The sequence below is a fragment of the Gordonia humi genome (assembly GCF_014197435.1).
GTDB lineage: Bacteria > Actinomycetota > Actinomycetes > Mycobacteriales > Mycobacteriaceae > Gordonia > Gordonia humi.
Window position 1 is genome coordinate 4,418,712 of the sequence record NZ_JACIFP010000001.1, and the last position, 20,377, is coordinate 4,439,088.

At 68.1% G+C, this 20,377-nt stretch carries 14 protein-coding genes and 2 tRNA genes; 9 read left to right on the plus strand and 7 right to left on the minus strand.

Annotated features, from left to right (window positions below; translation table 11 throughout):
* The first annotated feature begins 33 nt into the window (after nucleotides 1-33).
* The 6 genes from BKA16_RS20450 to BKA16_RS20475 all read left to right on the plus strand — a co-directional run bounded on the left by BKA16_RS20450 (nucleotide 34) and on the right by BKA16_RS20475 (nucleotide 8,339).
* Complete coding sequence (locus tag BKA16_RS20450; RefSeq protein ID WP_183372402.1) at nucleotides 34-1,401, plus strand: acyl-CoA dehydrogenase family protein; 1,368 nt, start codon at nucleotides 34-36, stop codon at nucleotides 1,399-1,401.
* A gap of 25 nt (nucleotides 1,402-1,426) precedes the next feature.
* Nucleotides 1,427-2,653 (plus strand): acyl-CoA dehydrogenase family protein, encoded by a 1,227-nt coding sequence (locus BKA16_RS20455; RefSeq protein ID WP_183372403.1) that lies wholly within the window; start codon nucleotides 1,427-1,429, stop codon nucleotides 2,651-2,653.
* 149 nt (nucleotides 2,654-2,802) lie between these two features.
* The gene (locus BKA16_RS20460; protein ID WP_183372404.1) at nucleotides 2,803-4,455 is read left to right on the plus strand and encodes an AMP-binding protein; all 1,653 of its coding nucleotides are present in this window, start codon (nucleotides 2,803-2,805) and stop codon (nucleotides 4,453-4,455) included.
* A gap of 88 nt (nucleotides 4,456-4,543) precedes the next feature.
* Entirely contained in the window at nucleotides 4,544-5,935 is a 1,392-nt protein-coding gene (locus tag BKA16_RS20465) for a lipase family protein (protein ID WP_183372405.1), read from the plus strand.
* A 29-nt stretch (nucleotides 5,936-5,964) separates the two neighbouring features.
* Nucleotides 5,965-6,588 (plus strand): TetR/AcrR family transcriptional regulator, encoded by a 624-nt coding sequence (locus tag BKA16_RS20470; RefSeq protein WP_183372406.1) that lies wholly within the window; start codon nucleotides 5,965-5,967, stop codon nucleotides 6,586-6,588.
* 50 nt (nucleotides 6,589-6,638) lie between these two features.
* Nucleotides 6,639-8,339: a lipase family protein gene (locus BKA16_RS20475; RefSeq protein ID WP_183372407.1), complete on the plus strand. Its 1,701-nt coding sequence runs from the start codon at nucleotides 6,639-6,641 to the stop codon at nucleotides 8,337-8,339.
* A gap of 18 nt (nucleotides 8,340-8,357) precedes the next feature.
* Here the strand turns inward: BKA16_RS20475 and BKA16_RS20480 are convergent, their stop codons facing one another.
* Nucleotides 8,358-10,148 (minus strand): alpha/beta fold hydrolase, encoded by a 1,791-nt coding sequence (locus BKA16_RS20480; protein ID WP_246371838.1) that lies wholly within the window; start codon nucleotides 10,146-10,148, stop codon nucleotides 8,358-8,360.
* A gap of 29 nt (nucleotides 10,149-10,177) precedes the next feature.
* Entirely contained in the window at nucleotides 10,178-12,058 is a 1,881-nt protein-coding gene (locus tag BKA16_RS20485) for a propionyl-CoA synthetase (RefSeq protein ID WP_183372408.1), read from the minus strand.
* A gap of 336 nt (nucleotides 12,059-12,394) precedes the next feature.
* Between BKA16_RS20485 and BKA16_RS20490 the strand changes: the two genes are divergently transcribed.
* Nucleotides 12,395-12,718 carry a transglycosylase family protein gene (locus BKA16_RS20490; RefSeq protein ID WP_183372409.1) on the plus strand — a complete coding sequence of 108 codons (324 nt, stop codon included), beginning with the start codon at nucleotides 12,395-12,397 and terminating at the stop codon, nucleotides 12,716-12,718.
* Between the two features lie 3 nt (nucleotides 12,719-12,721).
* On the opposite strand, the gene BKA16_RS20495 is transcribed toward BKA16_RS20490, so the two are convergent.
* Complete coding sequence (locus BKA16_RS20495; protein ID WP_183372410.1) at nucleotides 12,722-13,156, minus strand: hypothetical protein; 435 nt, start codon at nucleotides 13,154-13,156, stop codon at nucleotides 12,722-12,724.
* A 301-nt stretch (nucleotides 13,157-13,457) separates the two neighbouring features.
* Here BKA16_RS20495 and BKA16_RS20500 point away from each other — a divergent pair, with 301 nt between their 5' ends.
* Nucleotides 13,458-14,699: an alpha-hydroxy-acid oxidizing protein gene (locus tag BKA16_RS20500; protein ID WP_183373218.1), complete on the plus strand. Its 1,242-nt coding sequence runs from the start codon at nucleotides 13,458-13,460 to the stop codon at nucleotides 14,697-14,699.
* 295 nt (nucleotides 14,700-14,994) lie between these two features.
* Here BKA16_RS20500 and BKA16_RS20505 read toward each other — a convergent pair.
* The 3 genes from BKA16_RS20505 to BKA16_RS20515 all read right to left on the minus strand — a co-directional run bounded on the left by BKA16_RS20505 (nucleotide 14,995) and on the right by BKA16_RS20515 (nucleotide 16,744).
* Nucleotides 14,995-15,068: transfer RNA gene (locus BKA16_RS20505), tRNA-Met, on the minus strand.
* A 246-nt stretch (nucleotides 15,069-15,314) separates the two neighbouring features.
* Nucleotides 15,315-15,391: transfer RNA gene (locus tag BKA16_RS20510), tRNA-Met, on the minus strand.
* A 105-nt stretch (nucleotides 15,392-15,496) separates the two neighbouring features.
* Nucleotides 15,497-16,744 (minus strand): MCE family protein, encoded by a 1,248-nt coding sequence (locus BKA16_RS20515; protein ID WP_183372411.1) that lies wholly within the window; start codon nucleotides 16,742-16,744, stop codon nucleotides 15,497-15,499.
* A 198-nt stretch (nucleotides 16,745-16,942) separates the two neighbouring features.
* Here BKA16_RS20515 and BKA16_RS20520 point away from each other — a divergent pair, with 198 nt between their 5' ends.
* Entirely contained in the window at nucleotides 16,943-17,233 is a 291-nt protein-coding gene (locus BKA16_RS20520) for a hypothetical protein (protein ID WP_183372412.1), read from the plus strand.
* Between the two features lie 70 nt (nucleotides 17,234-17,303).
* Here the strand turns inward: BKA16_RS20520 and BKA16_RS20525 are convergent, their stop codons facing one another.
* Nucleotides 17,304-20,288 (minus strand): UPF0182 family protein, encoded by a 2,985-nt coding sequence (locus tag BKA16_RS20525; RefSeq protein WP_183372413.1) that lies wholly within the window; start codon nucleotides 20,286-20,288, stop codon nucleotides 17,304-17,306.
* Between the last annotated feature and the right edge of the window lie 89 nt (nucleotides 20,289-20,377).

Here is a 20,377-nt window from a genome sequence, read left to right on the forward strand (position 1 = left end):
CCGTTGAAGTCCGATCGAGACACTGGTGAGGAAATGACCACGAACATCGAACCCCGCGACGAATCTTCCGTCGGCGCAGCCCCCCACAAGCGCAGTCCGATCGGCGCAGCCATGCGTGTGCTGACCGCGATCACCGGCTCCGACCTGGCCGAGAAGTACGGCCTCCGTGAGCCGATCAACCGTGTCGCCTACGAGGCCACCAAGACCGGCTTCAAGACACTCGGCGCCGCGAACCGCGCGTTCACTCAGGTCACGAGCTCGGGCAAGCCGCAGCGCCCGAGCACGCCGTCCAAGGGATTCTTCGATCTGACCCCGGACGAAGAGCAGGGCATGATCGCCGAGACGGTGAAGGAGTTCGCCACCGAGATCCTGCGCCCGGCCGCCTACGACGCCGACGCCGCGGCCACCGCGCCCGAGGACATCCTCAAGCGGTCGGCCGAGCTCGGCATCACCATGATCAACGTCCCCGAGGAACTCGAGGGCGCGGCCACCGATCGCAACGTCGTGACCAACGCGCTCGTCGCCGAGGCGATGGCCTACGGCGACATGGGACTGGCCGTCCCCCTGCTGGCCCCGAGCGGTGTGGCGACCACGCTGACCAACTTCGGCAGCGACGGCCAGCAGAAGACCTACCTTCCCGATTTCGCCGGTGAGAACGTTCCGACGTCGGCGGTCGTCATCGCCGAGCCGAAGCCGCTCTTCGACGCGTTCAACCTGGCCACCAAGGCCGCCCGCGTCCCGAGCGGATACCGCCTGACCGGCGTGAAGAGCTTCGTTCCCGCCGCGGGCAGCGCTGAGCTGTTCATCGTCGGCGCACAGCTCGACGGCCGCCCCGCCCTGTTCATCGTCGAGTCCGACACCGACGGCCTGTCCGTCGAGGCCGATCCCGGCATGGGCCTGCGCGCCGCGGGCATGGGCCGCCTGGTGCTCGACAACGTGTCGGTGCCGGCGAACGCGCTTCTCGGCGAGTCCGAGGGCGACGCCGCCGAGGCCTCGTACCGCGATGTGGTCCGCCTGTCGCGCCTGGGCTGGTCGGCGCTGGCAGTCGGAACGGCGACCGCCGTACTCGACTACGTCGTCCCCTACGTCAACGAGCGCGAGGCGTTCGGCGAGCCGATCTCCAACCGCCAGGCCGTGGCGTTCATGGTCGCGAACATGGCCACCGAGATCGACGGGCTGCGCCTGGTGACCCAGCGCGGCGCCTCGCGTGCCGAGCAGGGCCTGCCGTTCGCCCGCGAAGCGGCGCTGGCGCGCAAGCTGACCATCGACAAGGGTCTGCAGGTCGGCCTCGACGGCGTGCAGCTGCTCGGCGGCCACGGCTTCACCAAGGAGCACCCGGTGGAGCGGTGGTACCGCGACCTGCGCGGTGCGGGCATCGGCGAGGGCGTCGTCGTCCTCTAGGGGACCGACGAGCTAGGAGTAACGCATGGCTATCAATCTGGAACTGCCGAAGAAGCTGGACAACACGATCGACCAGGCGCGTCAGGCCGCCCTGCAGATCTTCCGACCCATCAGCCGCAAGTACGACCTCGCCGAGCACAGCTATCCGGTGGAGCTCGACACGCTGGCCAGCCTGTACAACGGCCTCGCCGCGACCGGCCAGGCCGGCGCCGGTGCCGCGGGCGGGCGCGGCGACGCGAACAAGGAACGCCCCGAGGGCTACGTCGCCAACGGCGGCAACATGCAGTCGGTGCTCAACTCGATGTGGGCCTCGTACGGCGACGTCGCCCTGATGCTGTCGATCCCGTACCAGGGACTGGGCAACGCGGCGATCGCAGCGGTCGCCACCGACGAGCAGCTCGAGATGCTCGGAGGCGGCGACGAGGTGTGGGCCGCGATGGCGATCACCGAGCCGAGCTTCGGCTCCGACTCGGCGGCGGTCACCACGACCGCCACCCCAGACGGCGACGACTACGTGATCAACGGCGAGAAGATCTTCGTGACCGCCGGATCGCGCGCCTCCCACATCGTGGTCTGGGCGTCGGTCGACCGCAGCCTCGGCCGCGCGGCGATCAAGAGCTTCGTCGTGCCGCGCGAGCACCCGGGCGTCACGGTCGCGCGGCTCGAGCACAAGCTCGGCATCCGCGCGTCCGACACCGCGGTGATCCGCTTCGAGGACTGCCGCATCCCCAAGGAGTACCTGCTCGGCTCGCCGGAGGTGGACGTCAAGAAGGGCTTCGGCGGCGTCATGCAGACCTTCGACAACACCCGCCCGATGGTGGCGGCGATGGCCGTCGGAGTCAGCCGGGCCTCTCTTGAGGAACTGCGCAAGCTCCTCGAGGACGCCGGTATCGAGATCGACTACGACAAGCCCGCCGCCGATCAGCCCGCGGCCGCCGCCGAGTTCATCCGCCTGGAGGCCGACTGGGAGGCGTCGTACCTGTTGACGCTGCGCGCGGCGTGGATGGCCGACAACAAGAAGCCGAACTCGCTCGAGGCCTCGATGTCGAAGGCCAAGGCGGGCCGCACCGGAACCGACGTGACGAACAAGGCCGTCGAACTGGCCTCGACCGTCGGCTACTCCGAGCGGACGCTCCTGGAGAAGTGGGCGCGCGATTCGAAGATCCTCGACATCTTCGAGGGCACCCAGCAGATCCAGCAGCTGATCATCGCTCGACGCATCCTCGGAAAGAGCAGCGCCGAACTCAAGTGAGCCGATCGCCCACAGCGCCTCCGCCCCCAGGGCGGGGGCGCTGTCGCGTCTCCACCCCAGCAGGTAGAGACAAATCTACAAATCTGTTCCATAATGAAACTTACGCCGCACACGGGGTGCGGCGCGAGCGACATCGCAAGGGAGCACGCATGGGCATCGGCAGCATCATTCACGAGATCACCGAGAACCCCCGGGTGACCGACGTCGTCGAAGCCGCGAAGGCGGTGCGTGTCCTCACCTCGTCCGGACTCGTCGACCTGAGCAAGCCCGCCCACATCGCCGCCGTGCTGCGGTCGAACCGGACCAACGGCCCCGCGGTCGGCCTGATGACCAAGGCCGTGCTGGAGTATCCGGACTCGGTCGCCGTGACCGACGAGCGCGGCAGTCTGACCTACCGTGAGCTCGACGAGCGATCGGACGCTCTCGCGAACGCCCTCCTGGACATGGGCGTTTCGGCGGGAGCCGCCGTCGGCATGCTCGCCAGGGATCATCGCGGGCTGCTCACCACCGTCGTCGCAGCGGGCAAGGCCGGATTCAACCTCGTCATGTTCAACACCGGTTTCGCCGGGGCGCAACTCGCCGACGTCGCCCGCCGCGAGAAGGTGTCGGCGGTCCTGCACGACGCGGAGTTCACCGACCTGCTCAGCGACCTCGACGACCTGCCGCGCATCATCACCTGGCTCGACGACGAACCGCCCGCCGGCGCGATCGTCCTGGACGACCTCGTCGCCCGGGCGCCCCGACCGGTTCCGACGCCCGCGTCGCCGTCGCGCCTGACCGTGCTGACCAGCGGCACCACCGGCACCCCGAAGGGCGCGCCGCGCGGCAAGGTGTCCCCACTGGGAAGCGCCATGCTGCTGGACCGCCTGCCGATCCCCCGGGAGTCGGCCGCGGTGATCGCCACGCCCATGTTCCACGGCACCGGTTTCGCGCTCTGGCTGGTCTGCGCGGGCCTGGGCAACAATGTGGTCACCATGCGCCGGTTCGACGCCGTGACGACGCTCGAGGCGATCGCCGCCAACCGCGCCGAGATGCTCGTGGCAGTGCCCACCATGCTCAGCCGGATCCTCGACCTCGGGGCCGACGAGATCGCCCGTCACGATCTGAGCTCGCTCCGCGGCATCGTGGTGGCCGGCTCCCCGCTCACCCCCGAGCTGTCCGAGCGGATCCAGGACCGGTTCGGCGACGTCCTCTACAACCTGTACGGCTCAACCGAGGTGTCGGTGGCCGCCGTGGCCACCCCGGACGAGCTCCGTCTGGCACCCGGCACGGCCGGACGCCCGCCGGTCACCGCGCGGCTGCGCCTGATCGACCGCGGCGAACAGGTCGTCGAACCGGGCCGTCGCGGCGAGATCTTCGTTCGCTGCGCGGTCGCGTTCTCCGGCTACACCGACGGGACCGGCAAGCCGATGCAGGAGGGCTACATGTCCACCGGCGACGTCGGACACCTCGACGAGAACGGCCTGCTGTTCGTTGACGGACGCGCCGACGACATGATCGTCTCCGGCGGCGAGAACGTGTACCCGCAGGAGGTGGAGCAGCTGATCGCCGCGCACGACGACGTCGAGGACGCCGCGGTCCTGGGCGTCCCCGACCCCGAGTACGGGCAGCGACTGCGCGCGGTGATCGTCCTGCGCGCGGACGCGACACTCGACGCCGACGGCGTGCGCGCCCACGTGAAGGCGAACCTCGCTCGACACAAGGTGCCTCGCGACGTGTTCATCGTCGCCGACCTCCCGCGCAACCCGACCGGCAAGGTGATGCGTGGCGCGCTTCTGGAGATGACCGCCGACTCCGCCTGAGCGCGAGAGCGGTTTGTGTTCCGAGTCACTGTGACATATGCTCCCCCGGTATTTGAAATATTCGTGTTTCACACTGGGGGAGTAGAACATGCACAGATCACTGGCGACCGCGTTCGCCGCATTGGCGACGGTGACACTCGCCGCGAGTCTGGCGGTCGGACCCGCCGCCGCGGCACCCGCGAGCACGCCCATCGCCCCGGCGCCTCTCGTGCCGCTGCCCTCCGAACTCGATCCGTCGTTCTATCGCCCGGCGCCCGCGAAGGTCGCCGCCGCCGCGCCCGGCGAGATCATCGCGGCCCGGCGCATCACCCCGGCGAACTTCGGTGCGGTGCCGATCAACGTCGACGCCTGGCAGCTCTCGTTCCGATCCACTGACACGTCGGGTCGGGCGATTCCCGCCGTCACGACGATCCTCAAGCCTCGCGGCACGACCCCGACCGGGCCGCGCAAGGTGATCTCGATGCAGATCGCCGAGGACTCGACCGCGGGCTATTGCGCGACGTCGTACGCCGTGCAGCACATGAACGCCGGCGCGCTCCTCGGACAGGTCGTCGCCCCGGCCGAACTGCTCATCGCCCAGGGATTCCTCGCGCAGGGGTACGCGGTGGTCATGCCCGATCACGAGGGCCCGAACCACGCGTACGCCGCGGGACCGCTCGGCGCACGGATCACCCTCGACAGCCTCCGAGCCGCGAAGTCGTTCGCACCGTCGAGCATCACTGCCGCCTCGCCGATCGGCCTGTACGGATACTCCGGTGGCGCCATCGTCACCGGTCACACCGCCGAACTCAAGCAGACCTACGCTCCGGAGCTGAACATCGTCGGGGCGGCCGAGGGCGGCGTGCCCGCCGATATGAAGCCCGTGCTCAACGCCGCACAGAACAGTGCCACCAGCGGTCTGGTCCTCGGCGCGATCATCGGGCTCGCACGCGAGTACCGCTACTTCGACGCCTTCCTCGACAAGCACCTGAACCCGCTCGGCCGGGCACTTCGAGACGTCAAGGGACCGCTGTGCGTTCAGCACCAGTCGACGGTCCTGCCGTTCCTGAACAACAAGGGCCTCATCAACTGGCCCGGCGACCCGCTCGACGCCCCCGCGGTCAAACGCGTGCTCGCCGATACGAAGATGGGCCGGGCCCGCCCGGACATGCCGATGTACATCTGGAACTCCGCCCTCGACGAGATCATTCCGGTCGGCCAGGTGAACACGCTGGTCCGTACCTACTGCCGCAGCGAGGGCCCGTCGATCACGTACACGCGCGACCACCTGTCCGAGCACATCCTCGCCGAGATCGCGGGCGCACCGCTCGCCCTGCTGTGGCTCAAGGACCGCCTCGACGGCAAGCCCGCGACACCCGGGTGCACCACGCGCGACGAGACGACGATGACCAGCGACGCCCGCTGGTGGCCGGCGTTCTCCGACACCGTCGGAAACGACCTGTCCGCACTGTTCGGCGCGGCCATCGGCCGAGGACGGTAGCCGTGTCGTACCCCGGGTAACCTGGGCCTATGGCCGAGGCGAGGAGTTACCGAGGGCAGTCGATCGAGGACCGACGCCGTCAGCGCCGCGGCCGATTCCTCGACGCCGCGCTGACGCTGTTCGGCAGGGACGGATACGCGGCGACATCGGTCCCGGCCGTCTGCAAGGAGGCCGGTCACTCGTCCCGCCAGTTCTACGAGCTGTTCTCCGACCGCGAGCAACTCCTGCGCGCCCTGTACGACCAGTTGCAGACCGAGTCGAGAGCGGCCGTGTCGGATGCGCTGACCGCCGCGCTGCGCGATGAGGTCGGGCTCGAAGCCCTCCTCGATGCGGGGGTCGGCGCGTTCGTCGACTACTACGCGGCGAGCCCCGAACGCACCCGGGTGAACTTCATCGAAGCCGTCGGCGTGAGCCCGGACTTCGAAGAGCATCGGCACGCGGGCCGGGCCGAGTGGTCGGCCCTGTTGGGGTCGGTGACCGAAGCCGGGCAGGAACAGGGACTCGCGGTGGCCACGACGTCGCCGCTGGTGTGGGCCGGCTACATCGGGGCGGTGAACGCACTGATCGTCGAGCGTTCGGTCACCGAGTCGGTGACCACCGCCGAGGTGATGGACGCGATGCGACGGCTACTCCGGCCGGGCGTCATCGGCTAGGAGACGCGCTTCGGCCGATAGTCGCGGCCGCGGCCGTCTACTGTCGGTGGATGGCTTCTCGCGTGCGCAACGGCGTGGTCGGCGTCGTCACCATCGCTGTCGGCGTCGTGTTCGCCCTCCGCCCGTTCGCCTCGGTTCCGGTCCTCGCACTCGTCGTCGCCGTCGGTCTCGTCGTCTCCGGTGTCGGCGAACTGATGCGGGCGACGACCGAGGCACGGGTGCTGCGCGGAGTCGGCGGCGGCGCGCTCGTCGTCACCGGTGCGGTACTGCTGATCTGGCAGGGGCTGTCGATCGTGGCGGTCGCCGTCGTCGCGGATGTCGGGCTGATCGGGTGGGGCGCCGCCCGCCTCGTGGCCGCGGCACGGCCCGGCGACGCGGTGCCGCGAATCGGCGACGCACTCCTCGGCGTCGCGGCCGTCGCGGTCGCCGTGGCCGCCCTGGCGTGGCCCGGCGTGACGGTGTTCGCCGCCGCCTTCGTCGCGGGTCTAGCGCTGATCTGGTTCGGTGTCACCCTCTGCGGTCGCGCGATCCGCGGTGACCACGAGCATCGACCCCGGACCCACCGCGTCCTCCGGCTCGCCGCCGGCGTCATCGCCGTCGCCGTCGCGGTTCCACTCGCCGTGCTGAGTCTGCGCGCGCACGAGGCCGCGCCGACCCCCGACGACTTCTACACGGCGAGCGTCGATCCCGCGGCCGCCCCGGGAACGCTGCTGCGCAGCGAACCGTTCTCCCGCGGCCTCCCGCCCCATGCGCGCGCCTGGCGCATCCTGTACACGACCACGCTCGTGGAGGGGCGTCCGGCGTTGGCCAGTGCGCTGGTCGTCGCACCGGACGACCCGCCGCCCGGACCCGCACCGGTGATCGCCTGGGCGCACGGCACGACGGGTATCACCCGAGGATGTGCGCCGTCACTGGCCGCCGATCCTTTCCAAGCCGGTGCGACGCCCGCCCTGCCCCAGGTGATCGCCTCCGGGGGTGTGATGGTCGCGACCGACTACGTCGGGCTGGGCACGGAGGGGCCGTCGCCGTATGTGATCGGGCAGGGCGAGGCCCGCTCGGTGCTCGACTCGGTGCGCGCCGCACACCAGATGCCCGAGCTGGAACTGGCGCGACCGACCATCGTCTGGGGTCACTCGCAGGGCGGCCACGCCGCCTTGTGGACCGGTCTGCTCGCCCCCGCCTATGCGCCCGATGTCGACCTCACCGGCGTCGCGGCGATCTCGCCTGCGTCCGATCTGGTGTCCCTGGCGGGCGATCTGACGACGATGACCGGCGGACCGCTGCTGGCCTCCTACGTCGTGGACGCCTACTCGCGCGCATATCCGGACGTACGCGCCGAGGACTATCTCAAAGTCCAGGCACGGCTGCCGATGCGCGCGATGGCCGCTCGCTGTCTGCACCAGCCCGCGGCCACGGTGTCGGTGATCGAGGCCCTGATCCTCGGTGACGATCCGTACGCGCAGCCGCCGAACCAGGGGCCGCTCGCCGCTCGGTTGACACAGAACACTCCGTCGGCCGAGCTCACGATGCCGGTCTTCCTCGCTCAGGGAGCGGCCGATCCGTTGATCAATCCTCAAGGTCAGCGACAGTATGTGGCGGCGCAGTGCGCGACCGGGAGCACGGTGCAGTTCACGATGTATCCGGGCCTGGGCCACCTCGACATCGTCGATCCGGACTCCCCCGCCGTCGCCGACCTCCTCACCTGGACGAAGGCCCGCGAAGAAGGCGAGGCCGCACCGAGCACCTGCTGACCCCCGGCGGCCGCTCCGCTACGACCGAACCGGCAGTGTCAGCGAACCACCCGAGGCCGGAATCGACACCGACGCCGACGGCTCGCCGGGCCGATAGTTCGACGAGTTCCCGGCGATCACGAGGCGCACCCGATGACCGGCTCCGAAGCGGTGTGCGACGGCGGGCATCGTGACGGTGAACGGCCGCGCCGGATCGCCGATCCGAGCGGGTGCGACGAGGTCGCCGACCGTCGTCGCCGTCCCGTTCGGCGCGACGTCGACGACTTTCAGGAACAGGACCAGCGAATCGCGACGGACCGCGCGGCCGTTCTCGCGAGCGTCGACGCTCAGCGTCGCCGACGGCGATCCGACCACGTCGATCGCATCGGTCAGTCGTGCCGACGTCCACCGGACGAACGTTCCGGGATCGTCGTCGATCGTGGCACCCGCCACGCCTATCCCGTCGGCGGCGTCGCTGCCCGCCGGGATCGGAATCGCAGGCGTCGTCAGTCGCGCGCGTCCGGGGCGGGTCTGCGAGCGGTCGGACACGAGCGCATTGGTACCGGAGAACGCCAGTCGGATGTGATCGGGCGCGGCGACGGAGTCGGCGAACGCGTACGCCGCCCGGGCGTCTCCCCGGTCGGCCCACGGTCGGTAGTACGAGAACGTCGGTCCGCCGGGTGCGGAGTTCCTCTTCAGGTGGGTGTCGAACCATTCGACGATGCGTCCCGTGACGTACTGGCGTCGCGGATCGGGTGCGCTCTCGTCGATGTCACCGGTGGCGGCCGTCCCCGAGTGGCCGCCGGAGTACCAGATCAGCTGAGTCGGCACGCCCCGCTCGGCCAGCGCGGCGTACGTGGCGGACGATTCGTTGAGGTTGAACAGCGTGTCCTGTTCGCCTTGGACGAGCAGCGTCGGAGTCCTCACCCGGTCGATGTAGGTCGACACCGACGCCGAGCGCAGCCGGTCGACGACGGCGCGCGAAGGAACTCCGGTGGCGACGCCCTGCGCGATTCCGTCGCACACCTCGCGCGGAAAGTTGGGACAGCCGGTGAGCCGGTCGGGTGTCACCGTGGCGTGAGCGACGCCGGCCGCCACACCCGCGGCGGCGAATGTGACACCCCAGTTGAGTTTGAAGGCGCCCGGCGCGCTCGTGGTGACGCCGGAGGTCTGTCCGGTGTTGTTCGGAACGATCGAGTACGACAGGTCGTTCCACGTCGCCATCGGAACGATCGCGTCCAGCCTCGGGTCCGTCGCAGCGGCGGCGAACTGCACCGCCCCGCCGTACGATCCGCCGAACATGCCCACGCGCGGATCGTGGACCCGCCCCTCCGAGGCGTCGTCGCGAATCACGAAGTCGACCGGCGGCGCGGTCGTCCGGTGGCCGGCGTCGGTGTAGGCGATGCCGGACGCCCCGCCGAGATAGCCGATCAAGGTCGACGCCGCCCGGCCGTCGGGAGTGGGACTGTCCAGGGTCACTCGGCAGCTCGACCCGCCGAAGCCCAGCCCGGAGTACGCGAGCACCGCGTAGCCCCGCGCGGCGAACATCTCGGCCATCGGCGCGAGATCGTCCTTGGATCCGGCGAATCCGTTGGTGCCCATCACCGCCGGCACCGGACGGCTTCGACTCGCGCCCGCGGGACGGTACAGGTCGCCGACCACGTCGCAGCTGCCGCCGTGGCCGTCGGGCACACGGAAGTGCAGTGTGGTGGGCGCGGCGGCCTGCCGCTCGGCCGCCGCGGTCGGCGGATGCACCGCCGTCGCGACGAGTGCCGTCAACGCGACCGCGACGCCGACCGTCCGTGACATCGATGGTGTGACCGTCCTCATACCGGGACTGTATACGGTCGATCGATCGATCAGCTCCCCAGTTGGTCGATCAGCGCCTCCAACACGGCCGGATCCTCGATGGTCGACGGCACCGTGTACTTCTCGCCGTCGACGATCTGCCGCATGGTCTTGCGGAGGATCTTGCCCGACCTCGTCTTCGGCAGCGCCGCGACGACGGTGACGTCGCGGAAGGTCGCGACGGCACCGATCTCCTCGCGCACGCGGGCGACCAACTCCGCTCGGAGCGTGTCCTCATCGATGTCCGCTCCGGCCTTGAGGACCACGTATCCACCCGGCCGCTGCCCCTTCAGATCGTCGTGGATGCCGACGACCGCGCATTCGGCCACCGCCGGATGCGTCGCGACCACCGCCTCGATCGACCCGGTCGAGAGCCGGTGACCTGCGACGTTGATGACGTCGTCGGAACGCCCCAGGACGAACACGTAACCGTCGGCGTCGATGTAGCCGGAGTCGCCGGTGAGGTAGTAGCCGGTGAAGGTGTTCAGGTACGAGGAACGGTATCGCTCCTCGTCGCGCCACAGACCCGCGAGAGTCGCGGGCGGCAGCGGCAGCTTGACGACGATGTTGCCTTCGGTCCCGGCCCCGACCGGCGTCCCCTCCGCGTCGAGGATCTGGACGTCGTACCCGGGGACCGGGACGCTGGGCGACCCGGCCTTGAGCGGCATCGGGTCGAGTCCGCGGAGGTTGGCGACGATCGCCCAACCGGTCTCGGTCTGCCACCAGTGGTCGACGACGGGCACGCCGAGGACCTTCGAGGCCCACTCGTAGGTGTCGGGATCGAGTCGCTCACCGGCCGCGAACAGGGTGCGCAGCGACGACACGTCGTACTTCGCGAGTTCGGCGGCGTCCGGATCGGCCTTGCGTACGGCGCGGATGGCGGTGGGCGCGGTGAACAGGGCGGACACTCCGTGGTCGGCGACGACGCGCCAGAACGCACCCGCGTCGGGTGTGCCGACCGGCTTTCCCTCGTACATGACGGTGGTGGCGCCGACGAACAGCGGCGCGTAGACGATGTAGCTGTGGCCGACCACCCAGCCGACATCGGACGCCGTCCACCACACCTCGCCGGGCGATATGCCGTAGACGTTGTACATCGACCAGGTCAGCGCGACGGCGTGGCCGCCGTTGTCCCGGACCACACCCTTGGGCTTACCGGTCGTCCCCGACGTGTACAGGATGTACAACGGGTCGGTCGCGGCGACCTCGACGGGTTCGGCGGGCTCTGCCGAGCCGATCTCGGTGTCCCAGTCGAGCCAGCCCTCCTGGTCGGCGGCCGATCCGGGGACCTCGTCCCGGTTCTTCACGATCACGGTCCGCGGGGTGGCCGACGCCTGTTCGACAGCCGCCGCCACGAGCGGCAGATACTCGACGACACGGCCCGGTTCGAGTCCGCCGGACGCGGTGACGACGGCGACCGGCTCGGCGTCGTCGATGCGGGTGGCCAACTCCGGCGCCGCGAATCCGCCGAATACCACCGAGTGGACGACACCGATCCGTGCGCACGCGAGCATCGCGATCGCCGCTTCGGGGATCATCGGCATGTAGACGACGACGCGGTCGCCCTTGCCGACCCCCTGCGCGGCGAGCACACCGGCGAACCGCGCGACCTCGTCGAGGAGGTGGGCGTAGGTGTAGGTCCGGACGGTCCCGGTCATCGCCGAGTCCCAGATCAGTGCGCTCTGTTCGCCGCGCCCGGATGCGACGTGCCGGTCGAGGGCGTTGACGCTGGTGTTGAGGGTCGCATCGGGAAACCACCGGTAGATCGGCGGCGCGGCGTCGTCCAGAGCCGTGGCGGGCGCAGTGATCCAGTCGACGCCGCGCGCGGCGTCGAGCCAGAACCCGTCGGGATCGTCGATGCTGCGGGCGAACTCATTCGCGTAATCGGACATGAGTCAACGGTATCGGTACCGGTGCCCGGCGCGGGTCCCGTTCGGAACCGAAACGACGGTTCGAATCGGCCGGCGGTCACCTTCTCGCGGTGAGCGGCGCCACTCACCGACGGTGCGTCCCATCACATTTCGACACGGCTGGATCACAGCTTCATAACGGTTCGATCACTCGCTTGACCAGGAACGACGCGTCCCCCGCGACCGCTTGCAACAGCTAGCGAAGTGTGGCGGCGACCACTCACGTCGACGTGACCTCGGCGTTCTCGATCCGTAGGGTCGCCTCCGGCCCACACGAGCGGCCCGTATCCCGCACCGCAGACTTGGAAGGAACGACCTATGAGCATCACGAAGATCGCGATCCGCACCGCTGTCGCGGGCGCCCTGACCATCGCACCCCTGGCGGCCACCGCCGCCGTCGCGTCCGCCGACACCGGACACGACTGGGACGCCGTCGCACAGTGCGAGAGCGGCGGCGACTGGTCGATCAACACCGGCAACGGCTACTACGGCGGCCTGCAGTTCACGCCCGAGACGTGGGCGGCCAACGGCGGTTCCGGCAGCCCCGCGGACGCCTCGCGCGAGGAGCAGATCCGCGTCGCCGAGAACGTTCTCGCCACACAGGGCCCCGGCGCGTGGCCGGTGTGCGGCGCCTACCTGTAGGCGTCACCCCCAGGTTCGCGCCTGGTCGACGATGAAGCCCGCGATGATCACGGCGCTTCCACCGACCTCGCCGACGATGAGCGCGATCATGGACGCGGTCATCACCGGCGAGGTCGGGTGCATCTGATTCTCGGTGTCGCGCAGCGCGCCGTGGAGGCAGTACGACGCGATCGCCGTGACGAAGAAGAACACGACGACGCCCAGCGCGATTAGGTTCACCACCGTGTTCCACGCATTGAACTGGACGAAGACGGCCAGCATCGCCGTCGCGAACGAATACATCAGTGCGGCACGGTGGGCGATGTCGACGTAGACGTGCGCCTGTCCGGTCGGGCTGCGCATGATCTGAGCGAACTTCCATGCGCCGAGGAGCAGCGCCCACAGAAAGATCACGGCGGCGGCGATCAGCGCGGTCTGCGCCGGAACTGTCAGGATCATGGCGTCGAGCATGTCACGCCACACACGCGACGGCGTCCGCGGATGTCTCGGTAGCCGTTGGGAAACGCCTTGTGCAGCGCGGCGTGCCGATCGCCGCGGGCGGCCGCCACCGCCGAACTCTTCCCGACTCACTCGCGCACGCTGGCCGAGCGCGTGAGAATGACCTGCGTCGGAGACGACCATGTCGACTACAATCTCGGATTACCACTGTGCGTCAGAAGACCAATCCCACCCGAGACGGGGGTCGCGCACCGTTTAGCGACGTCCCTCTCGCGTGTTCGTATCGAGAGGATGTGCCCCGATCGTGCAACGTCAGTTCCCACGTCCACGAGAGGTTTTCGAGCTCCTGCGGTTCAAGAAGCCGACCTGGAACGCCAGACGTCGACGTTTGGACGCGGCGCTGACGATCTACGACCTGCGCCGTATCGCCCAGCGTCGTACGCCCCGGGCCGCGTTCGACTACACCGACGGGGCGGCCGAGCAGGAGCTGTCGCTGGCGCGGGCTCGCCAAGCCTTCGAGGACGTCGAGTTCAACCCCCGCATCCTGCGTCCGGCCGTCGATGTCGACACCACGACCACCATGCTCGGCGGCTCGTCACGCCCGCCATTCGCCATCGCCCCCACCGGCTTCACCCGACTGATGCAGACCGAAGGCGAGACGGCCGGAGCCGGCGCAGCAGCGGCCGCCGGCATCCCCTTCACCCTCTCCACCCTGGGCACGACCTCGATAGAGGACGTCCGAGCGGCCAACCCGGCCGGCCGCAACTGGTTTCAGCTCTACATCATGCGCGACCGCGAGATCTCATACGAGCTCGCTCGCCGAGCCGCGGCGGCCGAGTTCGACACACTCCACTTCACCGTGGACACGCCCGTGGCCGGTGCTCGCCTGCGCGACAACCGAAACGGGTTCTCCATTCCCCCACAGATTTCGCTGCGCACCCTGCTCAACGCGGCCGTGCGCCCCTGGTGGTGGTTCGACTTCCTCACCACTCCGAAGCTGGAGTTCGCGTCCCTGTCGTCGACCGGCGGGACAGTCGGAGAACTGCTCGACGCCGCCATGGACCCGACCATCTCATATGACGACCTTGACGTCATACGAGACATCTGGCCCGGCAAGATCGTCGTCAAGGGCGTACAGAACGTCGACGACGCCAAAGACCTCGCTAGTCGAGGCGTCGACGGCCTGGTCCTGTCCAACCACGGCGGACGCCAACTCGACCGAGCACCCGTCCCGTTCCATCTCCTTCCCGAGGTCGTGCGCGAAGTAGGCAACGACGTCGAGATCGGCGTGGACACCGGCATCATGACCGGGGCCGACATCGTCGCCTGCATGGCACTCGGCGCCAGTTTCACCATGATCGGCCGGGCCTACCTCTATGGACTCATGGCAGGTGGACGTCAAGGGGTCGATCGAACCATCGACATCCTCGAGGCCGAGATCGTCCGCACCATGAAGCTGCTGGGAGTGAGCACCATCGCCGAGCTCGAACCTCATCACATCACCCAACTCCGTCGGCTCACACCGGGACCCAGCCACTCGTAGCCCCGTCCTCGGGAGATCGCGTGAGCGACCGAGTCTCGCGCGGCTCGGTTGCGGCCCCCACCGGAGCCGAGGACACTTCCATCGCCGTGGTGTCGACGGCATCGGCCAGTGATCGACGGTGGCCGCCGCCCGCCATCAGCGATCGACGAGGACTGGCCGACCACCCGTGTCCAGCACTGCTGCCTTCGCATCGTCCACACCGTGCGCCGACACCGCACACATTCAACGCCCGCACCGATGCACGGAGCGAACACGACAGTGGCCCGGACCATCAGGTCCGGGCCACTGTCTGTAGTAGCGGGGGCAGGATTTGAACCTACGACCTCTGGGTTATGAGCCCAGCGAGCTACCGAGCTGCTCCACCCCGCGTCGCCTTCTTGCACCATTATCGTAGCGCACTACCCCGCCCGGACTCGAATCGGGCCGGGACGGTCCGACGGTGATTCCCGCGACACCGAGTCGCGAGTCGACGTGTCGACACCCGGCGACGGCGGCGCCTGTGCGGCTGGACGCTCGTCCACCGGCCACGCTCCAAGGCGACTGCCGTCGTCGCACACGCAGGGATCTGTGAGACATGACGAAGGCCCGACCGGAATCCGGTCGGGCCTTCGTGAATGGTAGCGGGGGCAGGATTTGAACCTACGACCTCTGGGTTATGAGCCCAGCGAGCTACCGAGCTGCTCCACCCCGCGTTGCATCGACAACGTTACACAGCGGTGAACGGCAGAGGCAAATCGACTAGCCGACAGGGTGATCGGGATCTCGACTCCGACCTCCCCGAGCGGCGATCGGAGTCGTCACCGCGTCCGCACGCCCATCAGACGGGCGAGCTGAGTCGCGATCGGATTCAGATTCAGCTTGTCCGGATCCTTCTTCGGCGTGTCGTCCCAGGGCTGGACGAAGTCGGGATTCGCCAGATCCGCGTTGTTGGCGCCACGCACCGCCGTCGGATTCCCCGTCGGCACCGAACATCCGGCGTCGGTGTTGAACGGGAAGTCGTCGTAGTTGACGTCGAAGTCGGGGTTCTTTCGCTTGATCTCGTCGAGCATGGCAGTCGTGCTCTCGTAGCCGCGTGTGCAGCTCGGCGGATTCTCGGTCTCGAGGACGATCCCGAAATGAATTTCGCCGTCACCGGGCGACGTGGAGCCGCCTTGACCGGACAGGATCGACAGCATCGCGAACAACTGCCCCGCGGCGAACGACGCGGGCCGCACCGCGTGGACCGTCCCGCCGAGCTGACCGATGAGCTTGGTCGCGTCGTCGCCGTTGCTGTCGAGGAAATGCTGAAGAGTGCTCGCCGCACGGGGACCGTCGGAGAGGATTCGTCGGACCGCGGGATCCGACGACGCCAACGTGGCGGCCACGGCGTCGAGCCCCTTCGACCATTCGAGGATCTCATCCGACTGCTCGGCCTGCGTCTCCAGGACCGGATTCGCGTTCGTGATCAGCGAGATCGTCTCGTCCAGCGAGTCGACTCCGGTCTTCGACAGGTCTCCGAGAGCGTCGACGAGCCTGGTCAGATCCTCGCCCTTGCCGTCGAAGGCCTTGCCCAGCTCGGTGATCGTGGTCCGCAGTGCGTCGGTGGGAATCGTCTTGGTGAGGGCGATCGTCGACGACAGCACGTCGTCGAGCTCCGGCGGATAGCGGACATCGTGGATCACCGACCCGTCGTGCAGGTACGGGCCGCCGTGCGTCGTCGGCTGCAGATCGAGGTACTGCTCGCCGATCGCGGACCGGTTCGCGACCACGGCCACCGCGCTGTCGGGAATCTGCTCACCGCCGGAGTCGAGGACCAGTGTCACCTCGACACCGTCGGCGGTCATCGCCATATCGCGTACGCGGCCGGCCGCGACGCCGCGATAGGTGACCTGAGCTTCCGGAAACAGGCCACCGGCCTGTTCCATCTGGACACTCACCCGGTACACACCGACGCCGACGGCCTCATCCATCCGCGCGTACCGGACACCCCCGTAGAGTGCAGCGACGAGCCCGAGCACGACGACGATCACGAGCTGCGCCTTCACCAGGCGAGAGAGTGGCGGCATGCCCGACCTCCAATGCGACACATCAGATCCCGACAACCCGATGGGTGAACCCTAAAGCCGACCACCCTGATTCTCCGAGTCCCAGAGGCCCCCCGGTGAGCAAATATGACAATATTCGTTGATGTGACTTCTCTCACAGGGAGGTATGGTGAGACCACACGGACCGACTCCACGGCCCACGCAACCTCAGGAGGCGACATGTCAAACTCTGATATCCACCGTCACGAGTCCCACGGCAATCACCCGATGGGCCTCCTCGCGTTCGTCCTTCTCCTCGTGGGCGGGGCGCTCTCGGCCCTGTGGCTGATCACCCTGTCCGACCTGCCCGCCAACCAGACGATGAACATCACCTACGGGGTGCTCGCACTCGGCAGCCTGGTGTTCTCGGCGATGATCTTCGGATATCTCACGCGACACCTGCACCATTCGCCGGTGCTGCCCGACAACACTCCGGCAGAGATCGAACGGTACCTGGCCAAGGTGCGCTGAAGCAGCCGCCAACGACGACGGTGCCCTCCCCGACGACGATCGGGGCGGGCACCGTTGCGTTCGGACTCGGTCAGTTGCCGCCGTTGTACTTCGCGAGGGCTTCCTTGAGATTCTTCAGCGCATCGCCGATCTTCCCGAGGTCACCGCTCTTCTCCGCCTCCGTCATCTGATCGACGGCCTTCTGAAGCGCCTCGACGGACGCCTCGTTCGGAGTATCGGACGGCGGAGTCGGCTGCGCGGTCGTGCCACCGGGCGTCTGCTGCTCGCCCTGATCGCCCTCCGGACGCTCGGCCTCCGGTTCGGTCGCCAGACGCGGATCGATGCCGGACTGCATCAACGCCTCGCCGATGGTCGGAGCCGCTCCGATCTCGACCTTGCCCGCAGGCGTCTTGTAGTAGGTCAACATCCGGAAGACCTTCGGCATCGCCGAGTCGGCGGCCTTCGACTCGGTGTACACCGGCTGCACGTACAGCACGCCGTTCTTACCGACCGGCAGCGTCAACAGGTTGCCGTAGATGACGTTGACCGACCCCGCGACGAGGGTGATCTCCCGCGCGACGGCGCTCTTCAACGCCTCGAACACCTGCCGCGGCCCCTCGGTCTGCTGACCGCTGGTCGGCGTCATCTTGACGGTCAACTTGCCGTAGTCGTCCGGGTCGGACGCCGCCGTGATGTACGCGGCCAGGTTCTGGCGGCGCAGCGGCGTCGTGACCGACGTCAACTGGAAGGACGGCTTGTCGTTGTTCGGACTCGCCGCGGTGAAGTAGTACGGCGGCTGCGGCAGGTTGCTGTCATCGGCGACCGGATCGCTCGGCACCGACCAGAAGTTGTTCGCCTGATAGAAGTCGGACGAGTTCCGGACGTGATACTTCGTCAGCAGTTCCCGCTGCAGTTTGAACAGGTCCTCCGGGTAGCGGAGGTGATTCATCAGGTCGGTCTGCTTGGCCAGTTCCGACTTGGGCTTGACCGTCCCGGGGAACACCTTCATCCAGGTCTTGAGGACGGGATCGCTCTCGTCGAACTGATACAGCTCCACCTTGCCCGTGTACGCGTCGACGGTGGCCTTCACCGAATTGCGGACGTATGCGACGTCCTCGTCGACCTGCGTCCGACCCGACTGGCCCGCGGTCTGTGCCCGCGAATCGGTCGTGGCCGCCGCCAGCGGCATCTGCTGCGCGTACGGGTAGCTCTTCAACGTCGTGTAGCCGTCGACGATCCACTTGATCGATCCGTCGGCCATGACCGCCGGATACGTCTTCGAATCGGTCTTCAACCACGGCGCGACCTTCGACACGCGGTCCCGGGGATCACGGTTGTAGAGGATCCGGGAGTTCCCGTTGATCGCATCCGACAACAGGAAGTTCCGCTCGCCGTACTTGATTGCGTACAAGAGTCGGGAACCGAAGTTTCCGAGCGAGACGCCGCCACCGCCGGTGTACGTGTAGCGGACGTCGTCGGAGTCGTACTCCTTCTTGTCGCCGTTCTCCGATCCGACGATCGCATAGTCGGGGTCGACGTTGGCGATGAGCTCGCCGAAGTAGATGCGCGGCTGCTTCACCTGGATCGGCGCGTCCTTGTAATCCGGCTTGCCGATCGTGTTCAGGTCCGAGACGTAGAACTTGGGCAGACCGCCGCTGTCCGAGCTCGCCGCGTCGGTCGGCGGCGCGTCGACCGTGTTGGCGGGCGCGGCGATGAATCCGTTGCCGTGCGTGTACACGGTGTGCTTGTTGATCCAGTTCTGCTGATCCTCGTTGAACCTCGACGGGTCGAGCTCACGCGCGGCGACGACGAAGTCGCGCATCTGCTTCTGCGGGCCGCCACCGTCGTCGGCCACCATGTACCGGTCGACGGCCAGCTGGCTGGGGAAGCCGTAGAAGTTGCGAAGCGACTGGCGCTGCACGAAGGCCTTCGAGACGACGGCCGGATCGAGGACACGGATGTTCGACAACGTGGCGACGTCGCCGTTGACCGCGGCGGGCGTCGCGGGGTCCTGCGTCCAGTTCGGCTCGTACTCGACCTCCTTGCCCTCCCGGATCCGGTAGGCAGAAGTGGTCGCCGCGATGTTGCGACTGATGTAGTCGGCCTCCTTGGTCGCCGCGCTCGGCTTGACCGAGAACTGTTCCATCGCGGCGGGCCAGATGACGCCGATGACCAGCGCCGACAGCAGCATCAGAACGGTGGCCATGGCCGGGATCCGCAGATCGCGCAGGAACACGGCGGCGAAGAACGCCAACGCGCACACGATCGCGATCGCCATCAGGATCAGCTTGGCGGGCAGCATCACGTTGATGTCGGTGTAGGTGCCGCCGGTGAAGATGTCGCCTCGGCGATCACTGCTGAGCAGGTCGTACCGGTCGAGCCAGTAGCCCACCGCCTTCAGCAGGATGAACAGGCCGATGATCACGGCGAGCTGGATGCGCGCGCTGTTCGACACCATCCCGCGTCGACCGCCGCCGCCCAGGCGGATGCCGCCGAAGACGTAGTGCGTCAACAGATTGCCGACGAAGGCGATGCCCACCGCGACGAACGCGAGGTTGAGCACCAGCCGGATGAACGGCAGCGTGAACGCGTAGAACCCGATGTCCATCCCGAACTGCGGGTCCTTCTCGCCGAACGACTCGGCGTGCAGGAACGTCTGGATGGTCGTCCAGGACGCCTGTCCGATGAGTCCGCCGATCAGTCCGACCAGGACGGCCGGGATCAGTGCGGTGAGCCACGGCTTGGCGCCGGCGACGGCCCGGTACCGCTCCAACGGATCACCGGGACCGGACATCGGCACGAAGTCCGGGCGGCCGCGGTAGGCGGCGTACACACCGGCGAACACGATGCCGCCGACGACGATGCCCGCGACGATGAACGACACGACGCGCGTCCACACCATGGTGGACATGACGTTCGAATAGCCCAGGTCCGAGTACCAGAGCCAGTCGGTGATCAGCGACACCAGCCTCGGACCGATCAGCAGTATCAGCAGAAGCGCGACACCGATTCCGATCAGTATCTTCGATCGGCGGGACAGCGTAGGTCGTCGTATCGGACCACGCGAAGCAACCACGTTGAGGTCTCCTGTTTCATCGGAAGCCACCGGAGCAGGCACCGGCTCTGTGCACCACACTACTGATCCGACGAAACCGGCTGCCTGCA